15 protein-coding genes are annotated in these 20,255 nt (G+C 72.9%); 12 read left to right on the forward strand and 3 right to left on the reverse strand.

Features of this window, described 5'->3' with window-relative positions; translation table 11 throughout:
* Positions 1-208: 208 nt before the first annotated feature.
* The 3 genes from ACE1OC_RS24610 to ACE1OC_RS24620 form a co-directional block, all read right to left on the reverse strand.
* The gene (locus ACE1OC_RS24610; RefSeq protein WP_407838841.1) at positions 209-1,855 is read right to left on the reverse strand and encodes a penicillin-binding transpeptidase domain-containing protein; all 1,647 of its coding nucleotides are present in this window, start codon (positions 1,853-1,855) and stop codon (positions 209-211) included.
* Positions 1,856-1,954: 99 nt separating this feature from the next.
* Positions 1,955-2,737, reverse strand: a complete 783-nt coding sequence (locus tag ACE1OC_RS24615) for an alpha/beta fold hydrolase (RefSeq protein WP_407838842.1) — start codon at positions 2,735-2,737, stop codon at positions 1,955-1,957.
* Between the two features lie 67 nt (positions 2,738-2,804).
* Positions 2,805-4,586 carry a dolichyl-phosphate-mannose--protein mannosyltransferase gene (locus ACE1OC_RS24620; protein WP_407838843.1) on the reverse strand — a complete coding sequence of 594 codons (1,782 nt, stop codon included), beginning with the start codon at positions 4,584-4,586 and terminating at the stop codon, positions 2,805-2,807.
* A gap of 89 nt (positions 4,587-4,675) precedes the next feature.
* Between ACE1OC_RS24620 and rsmI the strand changes: the two genes are divergently transcribed.
* The 12 genes from rsmI (at position 4,676) to galE (ending at position 19,943) form a co-directional block, all read left to right on the forward strand.
* A complete protein-coding gene (gene rsmI / locus ACE1OC_RS24625) occupies positions 4,676-5,593 on the forward strand; it encodes a 16S rRNA (cytidine(1402)-2'-O)-methyltransferase (RefSeq protein WP_382981006.1) in 918 nt (305 codons plus the stop codon).
* Between the two features lie 160 nt (positions 5,594-5,753).
* Positions 5,754-6,218: a hypothetical protein gene (locus ACE1OC_RS24630; RefSeq protein ID WP_407838844.1), complete on the forward strand. Its 465-nt coding sequence runs from the start codon at positions 5,754-5,756 to the stop codon at positions 6,216-6,218.
* A gap of 10 nt (positions 6,219-6,228) precedes the next feature.
* On the forward strand, positions 6,229-7,107 hold the full coding sequence (locus ACE1OC_RS24635) for a TatD family hydrolase (protein WP_407838845.1): 879 nt from the start codon (positions 6,229-6,231) through the stop codon (positions 7,105-7,107).
* 687 nt (positions 7,108-7,794) lie between these two features.
* Positions 7,795-9,033: a ubiquitin-like domain-containing protein gene (locus ACE1OC_RS24640; RefSeq protein WP_407841668.1), complete on the forward strand. Its 1,239-nt coding sequence runs from the start codon at positions 7,795-7,797 to the stop codon at positions 9,031-9,033.
* Between the two features lie 125 nt (positions 9,034-9,158).
* Positions 9,159-9,998: a 16S rRNA (adenine(1518)-N(6)/adenine(1519)-N(6))-dimethyltransferase RsmA gene (gene rsmA, locus ACE1OC_RS24645; protein ID WP_274553182.1), complete on the forward strand. Its 840-nt coding sequence runs from the start codon at positions 9,159-9,161 to the stop codon at positions 9,996-9,998.
* Positions 9,995-10,891 (forward strand): 4-(cytidine 5'-diphospho)-2-C-methyl-D-erythritol kinase, encoded by an 897-nt coding sequence (locus ACE1OC_RS24650; RefSeq protein ID WP_407838846.1) that lies wholly within the window; start codon positions 9,995-9,997, stop codon positions 10,889-10,891. Before rsmA ends, ACE1OC_RS24650 begins: the two co-directional genes overlap by 4 nt.
* Before the next feature lie 168 nt (positions 10,892-11,059).
* Complete coding sequence (locus ACE1OC_RS24655) at positions 11,060-12,403, forward strand: acyltransferase family protein (RefSeq protein ID WP_407838847.1); 1,344 nt, start codon at positions 11,060-11,062, stop codon at positions 12,401-12,403.
* A gap of 28 nt (positions 12,404-12,431) precedes the next feature.
* Positions 12,432-14,228: an ABC-F family ATP-binding cassette domain-containing protein gene (locus ACE1OC_RS24660; protein WP_407838848.1), complete on the forward strand. Its 1,797-nt coding sequence runs from the start codon at positions 12,432-12,434 to the stop codon at positions 14,226-14,228.
* Between the two features lie 185 nt (positions 14,229-14,413).
* Positions 14,414-16,090 (forward strand): PQQ-binding-like beta-propeller repeat protein, encoded by a 1,677-nt coding sequence (locus ACE1OC_RS24665; RefSeq protein WP_407838849.1) that lies wholly within the window; start codon positions 14,414-14,416, stop codon positions 16,088-16,090.
* Positions 16,091-16,172: 82 nt separating this feature from the next.
* Positions 16,173-17,981, forward strand: a complete 1,809-nt coding sequence (locus ACE1OC_RS24670; RefSeq protein WP_407838850.1) for a PQQ-binding-like beta-propeller repeat protein — start codon at positions 16,173-16,175, stop codon at positions 17,979-17,981.
* 156 nt (positions 17,982-18,137) lie between these two features.
* Positions 18,138-18,827, forward strand: a complete 690-nt coding sequence (locus ACE1OC_RS24675) for a response regulator transcription factor (RefSeq protein WP_266913012.1) — start codon at positions 18,138-18,140, stop codon at positions 18,825-18,827.
* A gap of 168 nt (positions 18,828-18,995) precedes the next feature.
* Positions 18,996-19,943: a UDP-glucose 4-epimerase GalE gene (gene galE, locus ACE1OC_RS24680; RefSeq protein WP_407841669.1), complete on the forward strand. Its 948-nt coding sequence runs from the start codon at positions 18,996-18,998 to the stop codon at positions 19,941-19,943.
* Positions 19,944-20,255: the final 312 nt, after the last annotated feature.

The following is a 20,255-nucleotide window of genomic DNA, read 5'->3' on the forward strand; positions in this document are numbered from 1 at the left end:
CGGTCCTGTGGTCCCAAGATAGGGCGACCCTACGATCTACCGCCCAGTACGTGGTGCGCTACTCCCGAGTAATGGCCTGGTGTGCGAGAGCGGGGACGGCCGGGCGGCGACATGAAGAAGCCGTACGGGTCCGATGCCGCTGTGATGCGGCATCTACCCGTACGGCTCTCGTGCGTCGTATACGGCCGGGCGGGGCCGGGCCCCGCGGTCAGCCCGCGTTCAGGACGGCCGCCACGATCGGGCCCGCCGCGTCGCCGCCGTGGCCACCGCCCTCGACCATCGCCGCGGCCGCCACGTCGCCGCTGAAACCGGTGAACCAACTGTCCGGGTTCTGCGCCCCGTCGACCTCCGCCGAGCCGGTCTTCGCGCCCTTGTCGGAGCCGCGGACCGCGGACATCGCACCCTGGGCGGTGCCCGAGGTGGCCGTCAGCTTCATCATCCGTACCAGCTGCGCCGCCACCGGGGGCTTCATCTTCCGGGCGGCCTGCGCGATCTCGCGGCCGTCCAGCGAGGCCTTGACGACCACCGGCTGACGGAACACCCCGGTCCGGGCGGTCGCCGTGACCGAGGCCATCGTCAGCGGGTTCATCTGGATCTGGCCCTGGCCGATGTACGCGGCGGCCGCCGCAGGACCGGTCGCGTCCGGGACCTTGCCGTCGACGGTGGGCACGCCGACCTTCCACTCGACGCCGGCGCCGATCCCGAAGACCTCACGGGCCTCCTTGGGGAGCGCGTCGTCGTCGTCGACCGGCTTGATCTGCTTGATGAAGGCGGTGTTGCAGGACTGGGCGAAGCTCGTCGCGAAGGTCTCGCCGTCGAGCTTGAAGCCCTTGAGGTTCGTGAAGGTCTTGCCTCCCCAACTCACCTCCGCCGGGCATTCGGCGACCTTGTCCGCCGCCACCAGGCCCCGGTCCAGCAGCATCGCGCCGGTCACGATCTTCATCGTGGAGCCGGGCGCGCGGGCGCCGCTGAGGGATGCGGGGAAGCCGTCCCCGCGGTGGTCGGCGACGGCCAGGATGTTGCCCGTGCTCGGCTGGACGGCGACCACCGAGGCCTGCGGGAACTTCAGGACCGCCTGCTCGGCCGCCGCCTGGACGTCCGCGTCCAGGACGGTCTCGATCTCCCCGGGCTTTCCCTCGACCAGCGTCAGCAGGGTCCGCCGGGGGGCCTCCTGGGCGACCGGCTCGATCCACAGCTCGGCGCCGCTCGTACCGCCCTGCCGCTCCCCGTACGTCTTGCGCAGGCTGTCCAGGACCGGGCGCAGCGACGGGTACTTCTCCGCCGTCAGTTCCCTGCCCTTGCGGTCGACGGCCTTGACCGGAGGATTGGCGGGCGCGCCGCCGCGCAGCTTCTCGCCCTTCTGGAGCTGCGGGTGGAGCACCGAGGGCTGCCAGTCGACGAGCGGCAGCCCCGTGGTGTTGCCGCGGACCACGGTCAGCTTGGACTCGTAGGCGAGGGGCTTGGTGACCCCCTCGTAGGTGACCTCCGCCGCGACGGAGTACGCCACCGTGGTCCCGGTCTGCGCGCCGGGGGTGATCGCGACCTTGGACACGTAGGCCTTGGTCGTGAACTCGCCGAGGGCGCCCTGCGCCTCCGCCGGATTGTTCGTCAGATCGGCCCCCGCCCGGGCGTCCCCGGCCGCCCACGCGGTGAAGAAGGCCTGGGCGGTCGCCGCGGCATCCTTGTCGCTGACCGGCCCGCTGCCCTTGGCGGGCACCGCCGGGCCGGTCGCGCTCGTGCTCTTGGCGTCGCCGTCACCGCCGTCCCCCACCAGCGCGTACACCCCGTACACGGCCCCGCCGAGCATGGCGAGGAAAGCCCCGCCGACGACGGCCCCCTTTGCAGCCCCGTTCATTCCTTCTCCCCGTTCGCGTGTGTCCGACCCCCGGCCCTTGAATGCTGAACGCGTTCAAGTGGCCCGTGGGGTAGACCCTACGTCGAACAGACAAACGACTCAGGGCTTTGGTTGTCCCGGTACCAGTGCGTCCGCCACGGCCCGGGCGAAGCCCTCGGGGTTGTCGAGCATGATGTTGTGCCCCGACTCCGGGACGGGGACGACCGCCACCCCGGCCGCCACCAGGGCCTCGGTTCCGGGGACGCGGCCGTCCTCGGCCGGAAACAGGTAGCTGCGCGGGATCTTCAGCTCCAGCAGCAGCTCGCGCATCGTCGGCGTCGTGCCCGCGGCCAGGTGGACGGCGCTGCGGTGCAGGGCGACGCGGCCGGCCAGCCGCATGGTGGACCACCAGTGCGCACCGACCCGGTCGCGCACCTCGGCCCAGCCGCCGGCCAGGAACTCCTCCTCGGTGTAGGTCGCGAGCCCGCTGCTGCCCACGGGGGCGGGGCCGGGCGGGGCCGGGTCGAGGTTGGCGTCGACCAGCACCAGCCGGGAGACGAGGTGGGGGTGCCGGTCGGCCAGCACGATGGCGACGGCGCCGCCCATGCTGTGCGCGATCAGTTCGGCGGCGCCGGTGCCCGCCTGCTCCAGCGCCGCGGCGAGGGCGTCGGCATGCGCCTCCAGCGTGTACGAGAAGCCCTCGGGCCGGTCGCTGTGCCCGTGCCCCAGCAGGTCGATCAGCAGGGACCGCCGCCCGGCGAGCAGCGGATGAACGGCGCTCGCCGCGAAGTAGGCGGGCGAGGTGGATCCCAGCCCGTGCAGGTAGACCCGGGCCGGTTCGGCCCCGGGCAGTTCCACCCAGCGGATCCGGTCGCCTTCCGGCGTGACGACGGCACTTCGCATCCTGGAACTCCCCCGAGTCGACGTGGATCACGAGGGTAGCGGCCCCCGTGACCGCGTGCTCCGGCCGCTACACCCAGGTGTCCAGCCACATCCGGTTCTGCCAGGAGTCCATCGGGATGGTCTGGCCGGTGTAGATCGGCCAGAAATAGATGAAGTTCCACACGATCAGGAGCACCAGCACGCCCGCCGCCACCGCCCCCAGGGCGCGGCGGCGTTCCGAGGAGCCTGCCGGGCCCAGCAGGGCGCCGATCATCATGGCCACCGCCAGGCACAGGTACGGGACGAAGACCACCGCGTAGAAGAAGAAGATGGTCCGCTCCTGGTAGTTGAACCAGGGCAGCAGGCCCGCGCCCAGCGCGCACGCGATCGCGCCCGCCCGCCAGTCGCGGCGGAAGAACCACCGCCACAGCACGTACAGCAGCGCGAAGCAGCCCGTCCACCACAGCAGCGGCGTGCCGAGCGCCAGCACCTCGCGCGCGCACTTGGCCGTCTCCGTCGCCGGGCAGCCGTCGGTGCCGGGCGCGGGGGACTCGTAGAAGTAGGAGACGGGACGGCCCAGGACCAGCCAGCTCCACGGGTTCGACTCGTAGGTGTGGCCCGAGGTCAGGCCCACGTGGAACTTGTAGACCTCCGTCTCGTAGTGCCACAGGCTCCGCAGCCACTCCGGCAGGAACGACAGCGAGCTGTGCTGGTCGTTCTTGGCGGCCCAGTCGCGGAAGTAGCCGCCCTTGCCGTTGTCGGGGGAGAGGATCCAGCCGAGCCACGAGGCCACGTAGACGGAGATCGCCACGGGGACGAGGGAGAGGAAGCCGGGCACGTTGTCGTGGCGCATCATCGCCGCGTACGGAGCCCCCGCGCCCGCCGTGCGGCGCGCGGCCACGTCCCACATGACCATCAGCACGCCGAAGAAGGCCAGCACGATCAGGCCGTTCCACTTCGTGCCGAAGGCCAGGCCCAGGCAGACCCCGGCCAGGAGCCGGTACGGGCGCCAGCCCAGCTTCAGCGTCTCCGCGATCCGGGCGTCCGGCCGGGTCCGCCCCTCCTCGTCCACCGGGAGCGCCGCCGCGAGCCGGGCCCGCACCTTGTCCCGGTCGATCACCAGCGATCCGAAGGCCGCGAGCACGAAGAACATCAGCACCAGGTCGAGCAGGGCGGTCCGGCTCATCACCAGGTGCAGGCCGTCCACCGCCAGCAGGAGCCCGGCCAGGCAGCCCAGGAAGGTGGAGCGGAACAGCCGCCGGCCGATGCGGCACAGCATCAGCACGGACAGGGTGCCGAGCAGCGCGGTCATGAACCGCCAGCCGAACGGGTCGAAGCCGAACATCCACTCGCCCAGCCCGATCACCCATTTGCCGACCGGCGGGTGCACGACGTAGCCCGGGTCCAGCGGGAGCGGGACCCCGTCGGGGTTGGCGAGGATCGACTTGTCGATGTCCTTGGGCCAGCTCGCCTCGTAGCCCTGCTTGACCGTGGCCCAGGCGTCCTTGGCGTAGTACGTCTCGTCGAATATCACCGCCTTCGGGGTGCCCAGGTGGACGAACCGCAGCACCCCGGCGACCAGCGCCACCAGCAGCGGCCCGGCCCACGCCAGCACCCGCTCCCAGCGCTCCGCCGCGGCCGGCCCGATCCCGATCTGCGCCCACAGCTGCGCGGACGGCCGCGCGTACGGGGGCACCAGGCGGGTGCGGACGTCCGACTGCCGCTTCGCCCCGGCGGGCGGCACGTAGCCGAAGCCGCGCAGGCGGCGCAGCCAGGCGGACGGCTGGTCGGCGGGGTCCGGGCCGGACCCGGCCTCGGTGGCGGGCGGGGCCCCCGCAGGGCTGGGCGGCGGCGTCGCGGTACTGGTCACCGGCACATCGTAGGGAACGAGCCTGTGCCAAACCCAGGGGGACGGGAGCGTCGGGGTGTACCGGTGGGGGCGGCTGAGAGGATGGGGCGGTGACCACTGACCAGCCCGGCTCCGCCGAAGCCCCCTCCCCGGCCCCCTCCGACGCACTCGCGGGAGGCGTTCTCGTCCTCGCCGGGACGCCCATCGGCGACCTCGCCGACGCCCCGCCGCGGCTCGCCACCGAGCTGGAGCGGGCCGACGTGATCGCCGCCGAGGACACCCGGCGGCTGCGCAGGCTGACGCAGGGCCTCGGCGTGTACACCACCGGGCGCGTCCTGTCGTACTTCGAGGGCAACGAGTCCGCGCGCACCCCCGAACTGGTCGAGGCCCTGGAGGCCGGCAAGCGCGTCCTGCTGGTCACGGACGCAGGCATGCCCTCGGTCTCCGACCCCGGCTACCGGCTCGTCGCCGCCGCCGTGGAGAAGGACATCAAGGTCACGGCCGTACCCGGGCCCTCCGCCGTCCTCACCGCGCTCGCCCTCTCCGGCCTGCCGGTCGACCGCTTCTGCTTCGAGGGCTTCCTGCCGCGCAAGGCCGGCGAGCGCCTCGGCAAGCTCCGCGAGGTCGCCGCCGAACGCCGCACCCTCGTCTACTTCGAGGCCCCGCACCGGCTCGACGACACCCTGGCCGCCATGGCCGAGGTCTTCGGCGCCGACCGGCGGGCCGCCGTCTGCCGCGAGCTGACCAAGACCTACGAGGAGGTCAAGCGCGGCGGGCTCGGCGAGCTGGCCGCCTGGGCAGCCGAAGGCGTGCGCGGGGAGATCACCGTGGTCGTCGAGGGCGCCCCGGCCGCGGCCCCCGGCGATGTGGACGCCGAGGAGCTGGTGAACCGGGTACGGGTGCGCGAGGAGGCGGGGGAGCGGCGCAAGGAGGCCATCGCGGCGGTCGCCGCCGAGGCCGGGGTACCCAAGCGCGAGGTGTTCGACGCGGTGGTGGCGGCAAAGAACGCGGCACAAAAGTCGCCGTGAGTCGGTAAAGAGCTAACCTGAAAAGCAAAGCTCAGACCGCGCACCGGGCGCTTTGGGCATGACTAGCCCAAGGACCGTCCAACACTAGACAGGGCCTGATGCGCTCCCGCCCGAAGAGGCGTCCACTGGCAATGGCAGCAGTGGAACAAGAGGAGCTGGCATGAGTGAGATCGCCGAACCCCGACCCCTCCCCGTGACGGAGCCCGCTCCCACCGCCGTACCGACGGTGCACGAGGCGTACTCCTTCGCCTGCATGAAGTGCGGCTACGGCTGGGAGCAGGGGTACGAGATAGAGCACCACACCGACGGCAGGGGCCTGCCGTTCATCGTCTACACGGCCGACGGCGAGCGCGTGCCCTCCCCCCTGTCCAACCCGACCTGCATGAACTGCGGCGGTCACGTGGTGCGGATCATGCGGGAGGGCCAGGTCGAGTCGGTCATCGGCATGCTCGACCAGCTCTACCACCACCGCGCGGCCCCGGGGATCGCCGGACCGGTGCCCGCCGGGTACACCGCGAAGGCCCCGAAGCCCCGCAAGGCAGCCCTGCACGAAGGCCCCGGACCGGTCCCGGTGGAACGGCCCGGCCTGATGGCCCGGCTGCTGGGGTTCTTCCGCCGGTCATAAGATCGGCCGTATGAGCCGTAGTACGTCGAACGACGCACCGCCCCCGTTGCCCGAACCGCTCCGGGTGGCGGTCGCCGACTCCCACACCCACCTGGACATGCAGTCCGGCACCGTCGAGGAGGGCCTCGCCAAGGCCGCCTCCGTCGGGGTGACCACCGTCGTCCAGGTGGGCTGCGACGTGAAGGGCTCCCGCTGGGCCGCCGAGACGGCCGCCGCGTACGAGAACGTCCACGCTGCCGTGGCCCTGCACCCCAACGAAGCCCCCCGGATCGTCCACGGGGACCCCGACGGCTGGTCGCGGCAGGGCGCCCGGACGGGCGGCGGCGAGGCCGCGCTCGACGACGCGCTCGCCGAGATCGAGGCCCTGGCGGCCCTCGCGCACGTGAAGGCGGTCGGCGAGACCGGACTCGACTACTTCCGGACCGGCCAGGAGGGCATGGCCGCGCAGGAGCGTTCCTTCCGCGCGCACATCGAGATCGCCAAACGGCAGGGCAAGGCCCTGGTCATCCACGACCGAGAGGCCCACGCGGACGTGCTGCGCGTCCTGCGCGAGGAGGGCGCCCCCGAGCGGACCGTCTTCCACTGCTACTCCGGAGACGCGGAGATGGCCCGGGAGTGCGCGGCCGCCGGCTACTACATGTCCTTCGCCGGGACCGTCACCTTCAAGAACGCGGCGCCGCTGCGCGAAGCCCTGGCGGTGGCCCCGCTGGAGCTGGTGCTCGTGGAGACGGACGCCCCGTACCTCACCCCGGCCCCGTACCGCGGACGGCCCAACGCGCCGTACCTCATTCCGCTGACCGTACGGGCCATGGCCGCGGTCCGCGGCATCGACGAGGACGCCATGGCGACGGCCCTGGCGGCCAATACGGCCCGCGCCTTCGCCTACTGATCGCCCGGTGAGGACGCCGCGAGGACACCCTCACCCGTTCGCCACGTTCCGTAGTCGCCCCGCTTTGTAGCGTGACGGCCGCTCCGCTAGGGTGCCGTGCCCGAAGCAGCCGGACGGACCAGTGGAGCGAGCGCGATGAGCGATGTGGCCTGGCCGGCCGGTGGACGCGATCCCTGGGCCGTGGCCCCGGACCCGACCGCGGAACCGGGCACCCGCCCGGACCCGTTCCTCGCCCCGGGCGCGGATCAGGACCTGATGGATCCGTACGCGGACCCGTACCCGGACCCGGGCGCGACGCCCTACGGGGACGTGGACCAGTATCGGGACCCGGGGGCGGACCCCTTCCTCGGCCCGGAGCCGGAGCCGGACCCGGACCCGTTCCTAGGCTCGGGGTCGGACCTTGACCCGTCACGGGGCCCGGGGGCGGACCCCGACTCGTTCCCGGGCTCGGGGGTGGGCCCGGGCCCGTTCCCGGGGCAGGGGGTGACAGCCTCGGATTCCGCCCCCGGGCCGCACCCGGAGCCCGCGGTGCCGGCGCCGCGGGGCGGTGGGCGGCGGCGGACGGCCGTCGAGCCCGGGGCGGGCCGCCGGGCCCGCGGCCGGGCCCCCGCCCCGGCCGGTCCCGCACCGGGCCCCGCTCCCGAGCCGGAGCCACCGGCCACCGGCCGTCGGCGCCGCACCGCGCCGTTGGCGTTCCCGGACACCGCGCCCGCCCCGGCCGGACCGGTCCCCGCGGGGACCGGACGGCGCCGGGGCGGCGGACTCGGCACGGTGCCCGCGCCGGCCGGCCCCGCCCCCGGTCCGAGGCGGCGCAGGAGCGCCGCCCCCGCCTCCCGCGACACCTGGCGGCGCATCGTGCCGCAGGCCCTGGTCGTCGCGTTCCTGGCGGGCGGCACCACCGCCTTCGTGGCCGCCGACAAGGCCGTACGCCTCACCGTCGACGGAGTCCCGCGGACCCTGCACACCTTCGCCGACGACGTCGACGAGCTGCTCGCCGCCGAAGGACTCGGCGTCGGCCCCCACGACCTCGTCGCCCCGGCCGGGGCGGAGGTCCTCGACGACGGGGACGAGATCGTCCTGCGCTACGGCCGCCCGCTGAGCCTGACCCTCGACGGACAGCGGCGCGAGGTGTGGACCACGGCCCGCACCGTCGACGGCGCACTGCGCCAGTTCGGCATCCGCGCCGAGGGCGCCTACCTCTCCGCACCCCGCACCGCCGCCGTCCCCCGGACCGGCCTGACCCTCGCCGTCCGCACCGAACGCAGCATCACCTTCATGGCCGACGGCCGCGAGCGGACCATCCGCACCAACGCCGCCACCGTCCAGGAGGCCCTCGACGAAGCCGGGATCACCCTCCACGGCCAGGACGCCACCTCCGTGCCCGCCGACTCCTTCCCGCGCGACGGCCAGACCGTCACGGTGCTCCGCATCACCGGCACCCGCGAGATCCGCGAGGAACGCATCCCGTACGCGATCGAGCGGGTCAAGGACCCCGCCCTCTTCGCCGGAACCGAAGTCGTCGAGCGCTCGGGCCGGCCCGGGGCGCGCAGGGTCACGTACAGTCTGCGCACCGTCAACGGGGTCCGGCAGAAGGCCCGACGGGTCGCCGAGGAGACCGTCCGCGAGCCCGTCAGCCAGCTCGTCAAGGTCGGCACCAAGCCGCTGCCGACCTCCGTGCAGGGCGCGGACGGCCTCGACTGGGGCGCGCTGGCCCGCTGCGAGTCGGGCGGCCGGCCCGGCGCCACGGACCCCTCGGGCACGTACGGGGGGCTCTACCAGTTCGACGTACAGACCTGGCAGGCCCTCGGCGGCAGCGGCCGCCCCCAGGACGCTCCGGGCCCGGAACAGACGTACCGGGCGAAGAAGCTGTACGTCCAGCGGGGGGCGAGTCCCTGGCCACACTGCGGCCGTACCCTTTATCGGTGAGCACCGCAGAGCAGCAGCCCGAAAGCACCGTGCCGGAGACCTCCGCACCCGAGACGTCCGCACCCGAGACCTCCGCGCCCGAGACGTCCGCGCCCGAGACCTCCGCCCTCCTCGGCGCGGCCGACATCCGGGAGCTGGCCGCCGTACTCGGCGTACGGCCGACGAAGCAGAAGGGCCAGAACTTCGTCATCGACGCCAACACCGTGCGCCGCATCGTGCGCACGGCCGAGGTCCGGCCGGACGACGTGGTCGTCGAGGTCGGGCCCGGGCTGGGCTCGCTGACGCTCGCGCTGCTGGAGGCCGCCGACCGGGTCGTCGCCGTCGAGATCGACGACATCCTGGCCGCCGCGCTGCCCGCCACCATCGAGGCGCGGATGCCGGAGCGCAAGGACCGCTTCGCGCTGGTCCACTCCGACGCGATGCTGGTCAAGGAGCTGCCCGGGCCGCCGCCGACCGCGCTCGTCGCGAACCTGCCCTACAACGTGGCCGTGCCGGTCCTGCTGACCATGCTCGACCGCTTCCCGAGCATCGAGCGGACCCTGGTCATGGTGCAGGCCGAGGTCGCCGACCGGCTGGCCGCCGAGCCCGGCAACAAGGTGTACGGGGTCCCCTCCGTTAAGGCCAACTGGTACGCGGACGTCAAGCGGGCCGGCGCCATCGGCCGCAAGGTCTTCTGGCCCGCCCCGAACGTCGACTCCGGACTCGTCTCCCTGGTCCGCCGGGCGGAGCCGGTCAAGACCACCGCGACCAAGGCCGAGGTCTTCGCGGTCGTCGACGCGGCCTTCGCGCAGCGCCGCAAGACGCTGCGCGCGGCGCTGTCCGGCTGGGCCGGATCCGCGGCCGGTGCCGAAGCGGCGCTCGTCGCCGCCGGTGTCTCCCCGCAGGCCCGCGGCGAATCCCTCACCGTAGAGGAATTCGCGGCGATCGCCGAGCACAAGCCCGCCGCGGAAAGGCCCGCGCTGTGAGCGACACGGTCACCGTACGGGTCCCCGCCAAGGTCAACGTCCAGCTGGCGGTGGGCGCGGCCCGGCCGGACGGCTTCCACGACCTCGCGAACGTCTTCCTCGCGGTCTCCCTCTACGACGAGGTCACCGCGACCCCGGCCGACGAGCTGACCGTGACGTGCGCGGGGCCGGACGCCGGCAAGGTCCCGCTGGACCGCACCAACCTCGCGGCCCGGGCGGCGGAGATCCTGGCGGAGCGGGCCGGGCTGGCCCCCGCCGTCCACCTCCACATCGAGAAGCGGATCCCGGTGGCGGGCGGCATGGCGGGCGGCAGCGCGGACGGTGCGGCGGCCCTGCTCGCCTGCGACGCGCTCTGGGGTCTGAAGACCCCGGCCGAGGAACTCCTGGCCATCTGCGCGGAGCTGGGCAGCGACGTGCCGTTCAGCCTGGTCGGCGGGGCGGCGCTGGGCACCGGGCGCGGGGAGATCCTGACCCCCGTCCCGGCCGGCACCTTCCACTGGGTGTTCGCGGTGGCCGACGGCGGCCTCTCCACCCCGGCGGTGTTCCGCGAGTTCGACCGGCTCACCGCCGGTACGGAGGTCCCCGTCCCGCAGGCTTCCCCGGCCCTCCTCGCGGCCCTGGCCTCCGGCGACCCGGACGCGCTGGCCGCCACCCTGGCCAACGGGCTCCAGCCCGCGGCCCTTTCGCTGCGGCCGTCGCTCGCCGACACCCTCGCGGCGGGCACCGAGGCCGGAGCCCTGGCCGCGCTGGTCTCGGGCTCCGGCCCCACGACGGCCTTCCTCGTCCGCGACGCGGAGTCGGCGACGAAGGTCGCGGCCGCCCTGAACGCCTCCGGCACCTGCCGCAGCACCCACACGGCCACCAGCCCGGCCCCGGGCGCGACCCTCCTCTGAACCGGCGGCTTGCGGCCCGGCGGGGCGCGGGCGTGCCGCTGCGAAGGGCGGGTAGGGGACTCCGCCCCGCGCAGCGGAAGGGCCCGGGGTGACGCTCCGGGGTACCTAGGTGGGGAGTGAGTACCCGCGCCCTGTTGCCCAGCGGGCCCGCGCGGGAGCTTAGGGCCCATGGGAGCCAGCGCAAGCGACATCGCCGCCGTCACCCCCGCCTCGCGGGACCGCTACGTCGACCTGCTCCGGGTCGCCTCGCTCGGCACCGTCATCGCCGGGCACTGGCTGATGGCCGCCGTCAGCGCCGACGGCATAGGGAACCTGCTCGCCGTCGTGCCGCCGCTCCAGGTGCTCACCTGGGCCCTGCAGGTGATGCCGGTGTTCTTCTTCGTCGGAGGGTTCTCGCACGCCCTCTCCTACCGTTCCCTCGCACGCCGCACCGACGGCCCCGTCTACGCCGCCTTCCTGCGGGCCCGGCTCCGCCGGCTGCTCCGGCCCACCCTCGTGTTCGTCGCCGTCTGGACCGCCGTGGCCCTCACCGCGCAGCTCCTCGGCGGGGGCGGCGGGCGCCTGTCCGGGGCGGCGTTCCGGCTGGTCACGCAGCCGCTGTGGTTCATCGGGATCTACCTCGCGATGGTCGCCCTCACCCCGCCCCTGCTGAAACTGCACGAGCGCCACGGCTGGGCCGCCTTCGGGGCGCTGGCCGCAGCCGCGGCCGCCGTCGATCTGCTGCGCTTCGCGGGCGGTGTCCCGTACGCCGAGTTCCTGAACTTCGCCTTCGTCTGGCTCGCCGTCCACCAGCTCGGCTTCCTGCGTGCCGACGGGCAGCTCCGCCGCCCCGGCGCCCTCGCCGCCGCCGGGCTCGCCGGGGCCGTGGCGCTGGTGGCGTACGGGCCGTACCCGCTGTCCATGGTCGGGATGCCGGGGGAGAAGGTCTCCAACATGGCCCCGCCCACCCTCGCCCTGCTCGCGCACGGGATCTGGCTCGTGGGCGCCGTGGAGCTGCTCAGGACCCCGGCCAGCGCCTGGCTGGCCCGGCCCCGGGTCTGGCGCGGCGTGGTCGCCGCCAACGAGGTCGCCATGACGGCCTTCCTCTGGCACCTCACCGCGATGCTCGCCGTGTACGCCGCCCAGCTCGGCCTCGGCATCGCCCTGCCCGAGCCCGCCGGGGCGGCCTGGTGGGCCCAGGTCCCGGTCCGGTTCCTCGCCGCCGCCGCACTGACCGGTGTGCTCGTCGCGGCCTTCCGGCGCTTCGAGTCGCCCGTCGGGAGCAGCGCGCGCCCCGCCCCCGGGCCGGGCCCGGGCCGCGGCTCCGGCCCCCGCGCCGCCCTCGGCACCGCACTCTGCCTCCTCGGCGTCCTCGGGCTCTCCACGACCGGCCTCGGCGGGCTCCTGGAAGGCCACAGCGCCACCCTGATCGCGCTCCCGGTCACCGCGCCCGCCGCGATCGGCATGGCGCTGGGCGGCTGGCTGCTGGTGGAACGGTCCGGCACTTCGCGGAGGGTTAGGCTGAGGGGCTGATCCACACCCCTTCCCTGGAGCGCTCCTGATGGCCGTCAACCTGGTCAATGTCGAGGCAGTCAGCAAGGTGTACGGCACCCGTACCCTGCTCGACGGCATCTCCCTCGGCGTATCCGAGGGGGACCGGATCGGTGTCGTAGGCCGCAACGGCGACGGCAAGACCACCCTCATCCGCATGCTCGCCAAGCTGGAGGAACCCGACACCGGCCGGGTCACCCAGAACAGCGGCCTGCAGATGGGCGTGCTCACCCAGCACGACTCCCTCGACCCGAAGGCCACCGTCCGCCACGAGATCATCGGGGACATGGCCGACCACGAGTGGGCCGGCAACGCCAAGATCCGCGACGTCCTGACCGGCCTCTTCGGCGGGCTGGACCTGCCCGGCTTCGGACAGGGCCTGGACACGGTCATCGGCCCGCTGTCCGGTGGCGAGCGCCGCCGCATCGCGCTGGCCAAGCTCCTCATCGCCGACCAGGACCTCCTCGTACTCGACGAGCCCACCAACCACCTCGACGTCGAGGGCATCTCCTGGCTGGCCAAGCACCTCCAGGCACGTCGCTCCGCGCTCGTCTGCGTCACCCACGACCGGTGGTTCCTCGACCAGGTCTGCACCCGCATGTGGGACGTGCAGCGCGGTGACGTCCACGAGTACGAGGGCGGCTACAGCGACTACGTCTTCGCCCGCGCCGAGCGCGACCGCATCGCCGCCACGGAGGAGTCCAAGCGGCAGAACCTGATGCGCAAGGAGCTGGCCTGGCTGCGCCGCGGCGCCCCGGCCCGTACCTCCAAGCCGCGCTACCGCATCGAGGCCGCCAACGAGCTGATCGCCGACGTGCCGCCGCCGCGCGACAAGTCCGCGCTGATGAAGTTCGCCAACGCCCGCCTCGGCAAGACGGTGTTCGACCTGGAAGACGTGACCGTCCAGGCCGGCCCCAAGACCCTCCTCAAGCACCTCACCTGGCACCTCGGCCCCGGCGACCGCGTCGGTCTCGTCGGCGTCAACGGAGCCGGCAAGACCTCCCTGCTGCGCGCCCTCGGCGAGGCCGCGCGCACCCAGGGCGAGGTCCAGCCGGCCGCCGGCACGGTGACCGTCGGGAAGACCGTCAAGCTGGCCTACCTCTCGCAGGAGGTCGGCGAACTCGACCCGTCGCTGCGGGTCCTGGAGGCCGTCCAGCGCGTGCGCGACCGGGTCGACCTCGGTCAGGGCCGCGAGATGACGGCCGGGCAGCTGTGCGAGCAGTTCGGCTTCACCAAGGAGAAGCAGTGGACGCCCGTCGGCGACCTCTCCGGCGGTGAGCGGCGCCGGCTGCAGATCCTGCGCCTGCTCATGGACGAGCCCAACGTCCTCTTCCTCGACGAGCCCACCAACGACCTCGACATCGAGACCCTGACCCAGCTCGAGGACCTCCTCGACGGCTGGCCCGGGTCGATGATCGTGATCTCGCACGACCGGTTCTTCATCGAGCGCACCACCGACACGGTCATGGCCCTGCTGGGCGACGCGAGCCTGCGGATGCTGCCGCGCGGCCTCGACGAGTACCTGGAGCGCCGTCAGAAGATGATCGACGCGGCCGCTCCGGCGCCCGCCCCGGCCGCCGCCAAGTCCTCGTCCTCCGGGGACGCGCGCGCCGCGAAGAAGGAGCTGCAGAAGATCGAGCGGCAGCTCAACAAGATGACGGACCGCGAGAGCAGCCTGCACGCCCAGATCGCCGAGAACTCCACCGATTTCGACAAGGTCGCCAAGCTCGACGCCGAACTGCGGGAACTCATCTCGGACCGGGACGACTTGGAGATGCGCTGGCTGGAGCTCGCCGAAGAGGCGTAGGTCGCGCCGGGCCTTGAGGGGGTGTCCTGCCGACCAGGCAGGGCCCGCGGGCCCTGACCGGCCGATAACGGCGGCATCACGGGCCGGTCCTCCCTTGGGAACAGGGGTCGGACCGGCCCGGCCCGCTCACGCCGTCAGTGATAGAAAGGGCTTCCTCCCACACCCGAAGCCGAAGGTATGCGCTGATGACCGAGCCGCCCCAGCCGCCGAACCAGCCGCCGAACCCCTCCGGTTACGGGCACCTGCCGGGGCCCCCGCAGCCCGGTTACGGGTTCCCGCCGCAGGGCGAGAACCCGTACGCGCAGCAGCCCCAGCCGCAGGGTCCGTACGGCCAGCAGCCGCAGGGCCCGTACGGCCAGCAGCCGCCCGGGGGCTACGGCTTCCCGCCCCAGCCCCCGCACATGCCCCCCGGCGCCCCCGGCATGCCGCCGGTGCCGCCCGGCGGGCCGAAGAAGAAGCTCGCCGTGCTGATCGCGGCCGCCGTCGCCGGCGTGCTCGTCCTGGGCACCGGCGGCTACTTCGCGTTCTTCGCCGGCAAGGACAAGGGCTCCGACAAGGCCATCGGGCAGGACACCACGCCGCCGCCCGTCGACGACAAGGCCTCGCCCTCCGCCTCCGTGGACAAGGGCGACGGCAGCGGCAACGGCGGCGACGAGAACGAAGACCTCAACGCCGGCCGCAAGCAGGGCGAGGACAAGGTCCTCTGGTTCAAGAGCAGCACGATCGACGGCCCCGGCTCCGGCGTCGACTCCAAGGGGCAGTGGATCGTCGGCGACACCGTCGTCAAGACCCTCTGGAAGACGGTCACCGCCTACGGGGTCAAGGACGGCAAGCAGAAGTGGACCCTCACCCTCCCCGCCGTGATCTGCGGGGTCACCGACATGACCGCGGACGGCAAGACCGTGGTCATGTACGAGAACGGCGAGTCCAAGGACGCCGACTGCAACCAGATGCGGTTGATCGACCTCAAGGCCGGCAAGGAGGGATGGTCGAAGGAGGTCCCGAAGGAAGGCCTCTTCGACATCATGACCACCCCCGACCTCGCCCTCACCGGTGACGCCCTCGTCGTCAACCGGATGGGCACGAGCAGCGCCTTCAAGGTCAGCACCGGGGACAAGCTCTTCACCAACAAGCGCGAAGAGGGCTGCACGCCCACCGACTTCGTCGCCATGAACGGCAAGATGCTCTCCGTCGCGACCTGCCAGGACGTCGACAAGACCGTCCAGGTCATGGACGCCGACCCGGCGACCGGCAAGAACACCTGGATCCACAAGCTCCCCAAGGGCTTCCAGGTCAAGAACGTCTACTCGCTGGACCCGATCGTCCTCGACCTCGGCAACGAGGCCAAGGAGCGCTCGATCGTGGTCCTCGGACCCGACGGCAAGCAGCGCGCCACGGTCTCCGGCGAGGGCAGCTTCCCGGTCGGCTGCGGCGGCCTCTTCAACCGCTCGCTCCAGAGCTGCGGTTCCTCCTACGTGGACGCGAACACCCTCTACCTGCCCACCAAGGCCGACGTCGGCAAGCCGAACGAGATCGTCGCCTTCGACCTCGGCACCGGCAAGGTGAAGTGGCGCACCCCGGCCGGCGAGGGGCGCACCCTCACCCCGCTGAAGGCGGCGGGCGGCCAGGTCGTCGTCTACCGCGAGGCCGAGAACGACAAGGGCGGCGAGGTCCTCACGATCCCGGCCGCCGGTGGCACGCCCACCGCGGTGCTGCGCAACCCGTCCGGCTCCGCGGCCCCCGTGGAGAGCTCCTTCCTCTCCCCGAACGTGGACTACGTGGACGGCCGGCTGTTCGTCTCCGCATCCCATCTGCAGGCCCAGAACAAGAGCGAGAAGTTCCTGATGGTCTTCGGCAAGTGAGCGACCGCCCCGAGAACGAGCAGTCCACCGCGCACTCCACCGCGCAGTCCGCCGAGCCGCCCACCGAGAGGCAGTAGCACCGATGAGTACCCCGCCGCCCCCCAGCCAGCCGCCGTCCGGCGGCTTCGGCGCGCCGCAGGACCCGCCGCCGGGCGGTTTCGGCAAGCCCGAGGAGCAGCCGCCCGGCGGCTTCGGCGGACCCCCGCCGGTGCCCCCGGCCATGCCGGCGGGCCCCCCGCCGCCGCCCCCGGCCCAGCCTCCGACGGCCCAGCCTCCGACCGTCCCGGCCGGGCAGCCCGCCGGGCAGCCTTCGGGGCAGCCCGCGTACGGCTACCCGCCGCAGCAGCAGCAGCCGTACGGCTACCCGCAGCAGCCGCAGCCCGTCACCACGCCCATGTACGCGGCCCAGAGCCCGGCGGTCCCCGCCGGTGGCGGTGGCGGTGGCGGTGGCAACGAGGTCCGCACCCAGCTGATGATCGTCGGCGCGGCCCTCCTGGCCATCGCCCTCATCGTCGGCGGCGGCCTCTGGTACGTCTCCGGCGACGACAAGGGCTCCGGCAACCAGCCCGTGGCCGAGGGCAGCGCGAGCCCCGGCACCGGCGGGGACAAGGCCCCGGGCGGCGGCGGCACCGAGAAGGTGCCGGCCAAGACCAAGTCGAAGACGCTGGTCAACGTCCCGATGCCGGACTCGGCCGAGATCGTCCAGATCCCCGGCTCCTGGCTCACCGACACCACGTACGCCAAGTCCGACATGGGCAAGGTCGTGGGCTACAACCTCACCGACGGCTCCAAGAAGTGGGAGATCCCGCTCGGCGCCAACGTCTGCGGGGCCAGCCGCTGGGCCTCGGACAACAAGACCGCGATCCTCTTCGACGAGGCCCTGCCGACGCCCGAGAAGAAGTACCAGCCGTGCAACCAGGTCGGCGTCATCGACCTGGAGGCCGGCAAGCTCCTGTGGAAGGCCAACGCCAAGTCCCAGACCGGCGGCGACAAGCCCATCAACCTCTCCGAGGTCACCGTCAGCGGCCAGACCGTCGCCGCGGGCAGCCTGAGCGGCGGCGCCGCCTGGAACCTCGCCGACGGCAAGGTCCTGTGGTCGGCCAAGACCGACGCGGACCGGTGCGCGGACCTCGGCTACGCCGGCGGTCCGGCCCTCGCCGTGATCCGGCGGTGCGGCCAGTCCCCGAACTACGTGCTGTCGGCCCAGAGCCTCGACCCGGTCACCGGCGCGCCGAAGGGCTCGTACAAGCTCCCCGCGGGCCTGGACTTCGCCCAGATCGTCTCCAGCAAGCCGCTGATCGTCGCGGCGAACGTCAACGACACCGCCAAGAACGCCACGGGCATCAGCGACCTCTTCGTCCTCGACGACGGGGGTCAGCTGAAGGCGCGCATCCCGCTCACCTCGGGCAACTACAGCCCCGACTGCGGGGCCACCGAGGTCGAGGACTGCACCCACATGGTCGTCGGCAACGGCAAGATCTACATGCCGACCGAGGAGCACAAGGGCACGAGCGAGTCCGGCCGCACCAACGAGATCGTCTCCTTCGACCTGGAGACCGGCAAGCTGACCACCGACCGCGCCGACGCCGGTGAGCGCCACACGGTGTTCCCGATGCGCATGGACGGCTCGAACCTCATCGTCTACAAGGTCCCGCCCTACGACGGCGGCGGCCAGATCGTCTCCGTCGACGGCAAGACCATGAAGCAGACCGTGCTCATGCAGAACCCGGCGACCAAGGAGTCGCAGCGCGCCGAGACCCAGTACGTGCCGAACGCCGCCGAGTACCGCTACGGCAACGGGAAGCTCTTCATCGCCCGCGACGCCGTGCACAGCAAGTCCTCCGTGAGCACCGACCCGTACTACAACTTCGTCTCCTTCACGACGGGCTGACCGGCAGCAGCATCCGCGCAGCGCCTCAGTAAAGCCCCGAAAGCCCCGAAGCCCCCGGAAGGTCCGTCCTTCCGGGGGCTTCTGCGCGGTATCCCCACCGCGTCGTCGAACAAGCGTGTAGCTTGCCGGGTCAGAAGGGCGGGGGTGGGTACCTCAATGGGCGTACGGGTCATGGTGGTCGACGAGCACCGTCTGCTGGCCGAGGCGCTCGCCTCGGCCCTGAAGCTGCGCGGCCACCGGGTGCTGGCGGCCGCCGCCCCGGCCGCGGGCGCCGCCGAACTGGTCATCAGCCGCGCCCCGGAGGTCTGCCTGCTGGGCACCGCCACGCCCGCCGAGCCCGGGGTCTTCGAGCCGATCGTCCGGATCAAGCGGGAGCGCCCGCAGATCGCGGTGGTCGTGCTGGGCCCGGTGCCGAGTCCGCGCGGGATCGCGGCCGCCTTCGCGGCGGGCGCCTCGGGGTACGTACGCCACGACGAGCGCATCGAGGGCGTGGAGCGGGCCCTGGCCAAGGCCCGGGCGGGGGAAGTGGCCATCGCGCCGCAGCTGTTGCAGGGAGCCTTCGCGGAGCTGCTCAACCCCGCCGCCCAGCCCGACGACGAGGGCAGCCGGCTGCTGCGGCTGCTCACCCCGCGCGAGGTGGAGGTGCTGGTCCGGGTCGCCGAGGGCGAGGACACCCGGCTCATCGCCGCCGGCATGGCCATCGCGCCGAGCACCGCGCGCACGCACGTCCAGCGGGTGCTGATGAAGCTGGGCGTGGGCTCGCGGCTGGAGGCGGCCGCGCTGGCCGCCCGTACCGGTCTGCTCGACCGGGCCGGACTGCCGCCGTCCGGGGGTGCCCGGCCCTGATCGGGGCCGGGGATTTCCCCGGCGGCGCGGATTCGGGTATGCCGGTGACCAGCACGCGCACGGTGCGTGCTTTCCCCGGCGAGAGGCAGTAGTCACGTGAGCGAGACGGCGTCTTCCAAGGCTGCGCGGTCTTCCAAGGATTCCAAGGGTTCCAAGGCCTCCAAGTATCTGGTCACCGGCGGAGCCGGATACGTGGGCGGGGTGGTCGCGGCGCACCTCCTGGAGGCGGGCCACGAGGTCACCGTCCTCGACGACCTATCCACCGGCTTCCGTTCGGGGGTGCCGGCCGGCGCCGCGTTCGTCGAGGGCCGCATCCAGGACGCCGCCGAGCACCTGGACCCCTCCTACGACGGGGTCCTGCACTTCGCGGCCTCCTCGCAGGTCGGCGAGTCCGTGGTGAACCCCGGCAAGTACTGGGAGAACAACGTCGGCGGCACCCTGGCCCTGCTGGCCGCGATGCGCGGCGCGGGCGTGCGCAGGCTGGTGTTCTCCTCCACCGCGGCGACCTACGGGGAGCCGGGCGACGGGCCGCTGACCGAGTCCTCGGTGACCGCGCCCACCAACCCGTACGGGGCCTCGAAGCTGGCCGTCGACCACATGATCGCGGGGGAGTGCGCGGCGCACGGCCTCGCGGCGGTCTCGCTGCGCTACTTCAACGTGGCAGGTGCCTACGGGCAGTTCGGCGAGCTGCACGACCCCGAGACCCACCTGATCCCGCTGGTGCTGCAAGTGGCCCTCGGCGAGCGGGAGTCGATCTCGGTGTTCGGCGAGGACTACCCGACCCCGGACGGCACCTGCGTACGGGACTACATCCACGTCGCCGACCTGGCCGAGGCCCACCTGGCCGCGCTGCGGGTCGCCGCCGAGGGAGAGCACCTGGTGTGCAACCTCGGCAACGGCAGCGGGTTTTCGGTCCGCGAGGTCATCGAGACGGTCCGCAAGGTCACCGGGAAGGAGATTCCCGAGGTGGTGGCTCCCCGCCGGGCCGGCGATCCGGCCTTCCTCGTCGCCTCCGCCCGCACGGCGCACGAGCGCCTCGGCTGGACCCCGACCCGCTCGGACCTCACGGGCATCGTGACGGACGCCTGGAACTTCACCCGCGCCCGGCGCGGCTGAGCCCACCGGCACCACTCGCCCCACCCCTGTCACGCCCGCGCCCCCGACCCCTCAGGGCGGGGGCGTGCGTGCGCGTCGGGCGCGCCCTCGCCGGGCGCTGCACGCGGGCGCCCGGCGTGCGCACGCCGAGTGAAATACCCCCCGTGCAACTGCCCGCGGCACACCACCGGGCGGAACGGTACTTCCGCTGGCAGGAAGGAGTCGATTTCAAGCCATCCCGGAGCGCCTCCGGAAGCGCCTCGCCGGAAAATCGCTCGGAAAACTTCTGCAATTCGGCCAACCACGAGCCGACCCCGGCCCTACGCTGATGCG

The sequence above is a fragment of the Streptomyces stoeckheimensis genome (genome assembly GCF_045822005.1).
Taxonomy (GTDB): domain Bacteria; phylum Actinomycetota; class Actinomycetes; order Streptomycetales; family Streptomycetaceae; genus Streptomyces; species Streptomyces stoeckheimensis.

Excerpts from the sequence above, each read along its gene's own strand:
- ACE1OC_RS24615 (WP_407838842.1), bottom strand. The coding sequence starts at position 2,737 with ATGCGAAGTGCCGTCGTCACGCCGGAAGGCGACCGGATCCGCTGGGTG.
- ACE1OC_RS24630 (WP_407838844.1), top strand. The coding sequence starts at position 5,754 with ATGAGTGAGATCGCCGAACCCCGACCCCTCCCCGTGACGGAGCCCGCT.
- ACE1OC_RS24670 (WP_407838850.1), top strand. The coding sequence starts at position 16,173 with ATGAGTACCCCGCCGCCCCCCAGCCAGCCGCCGTCCGGCGGCTTCGGC.
- ACE1OC_RS24665 (WP_407838849.1), top strand. The coding sequence starts at position 14,414 with ATGACCGAGCCGCCCCAGCCGCCGAACCAGCCGCCGAACCCCTCCGGT.
- ACE1OC_RS24675 (WP_266913012.1), top strand. The coding sequence starts at position 18,138 with ATGGGCGTACGGGTCATGGTGGTCGACGAGCACCGTCTGCTGGCCGAG.
- ACE1OC_RS24610 (WP_407838841.1), bottom strand. The coding sequence starts at position 1,855 with ATGAACGGGGCTGCAAAGGGGGCCGTCGTCGGCGGGGCTTTCCTCGCC.
- ACE1OC_RS24655 (WP_407838847.1), top strand. The coding sequence starts at position 11,060 with ATGGGAGCCAGCGCAAGCGACATCGCCGCCGTCACCCCCGCCTCGCGG.
- ACE1OC_RS24660 (WP_407838848.1), top strand. The coding sequence starts at position 12,432 with ATGGCCGTCAACCTGGTCAATGTCGAGGCAGTCAGCAAGGTGTACGGC.
- ACE1OC_RS24635 (WP_407838845.1), top strand. The coding sequence starts at position 6,229 with ATGAGCCGTAGTACGTCGAACGACGCACCGCCCCCGTTGCCCGAACCG.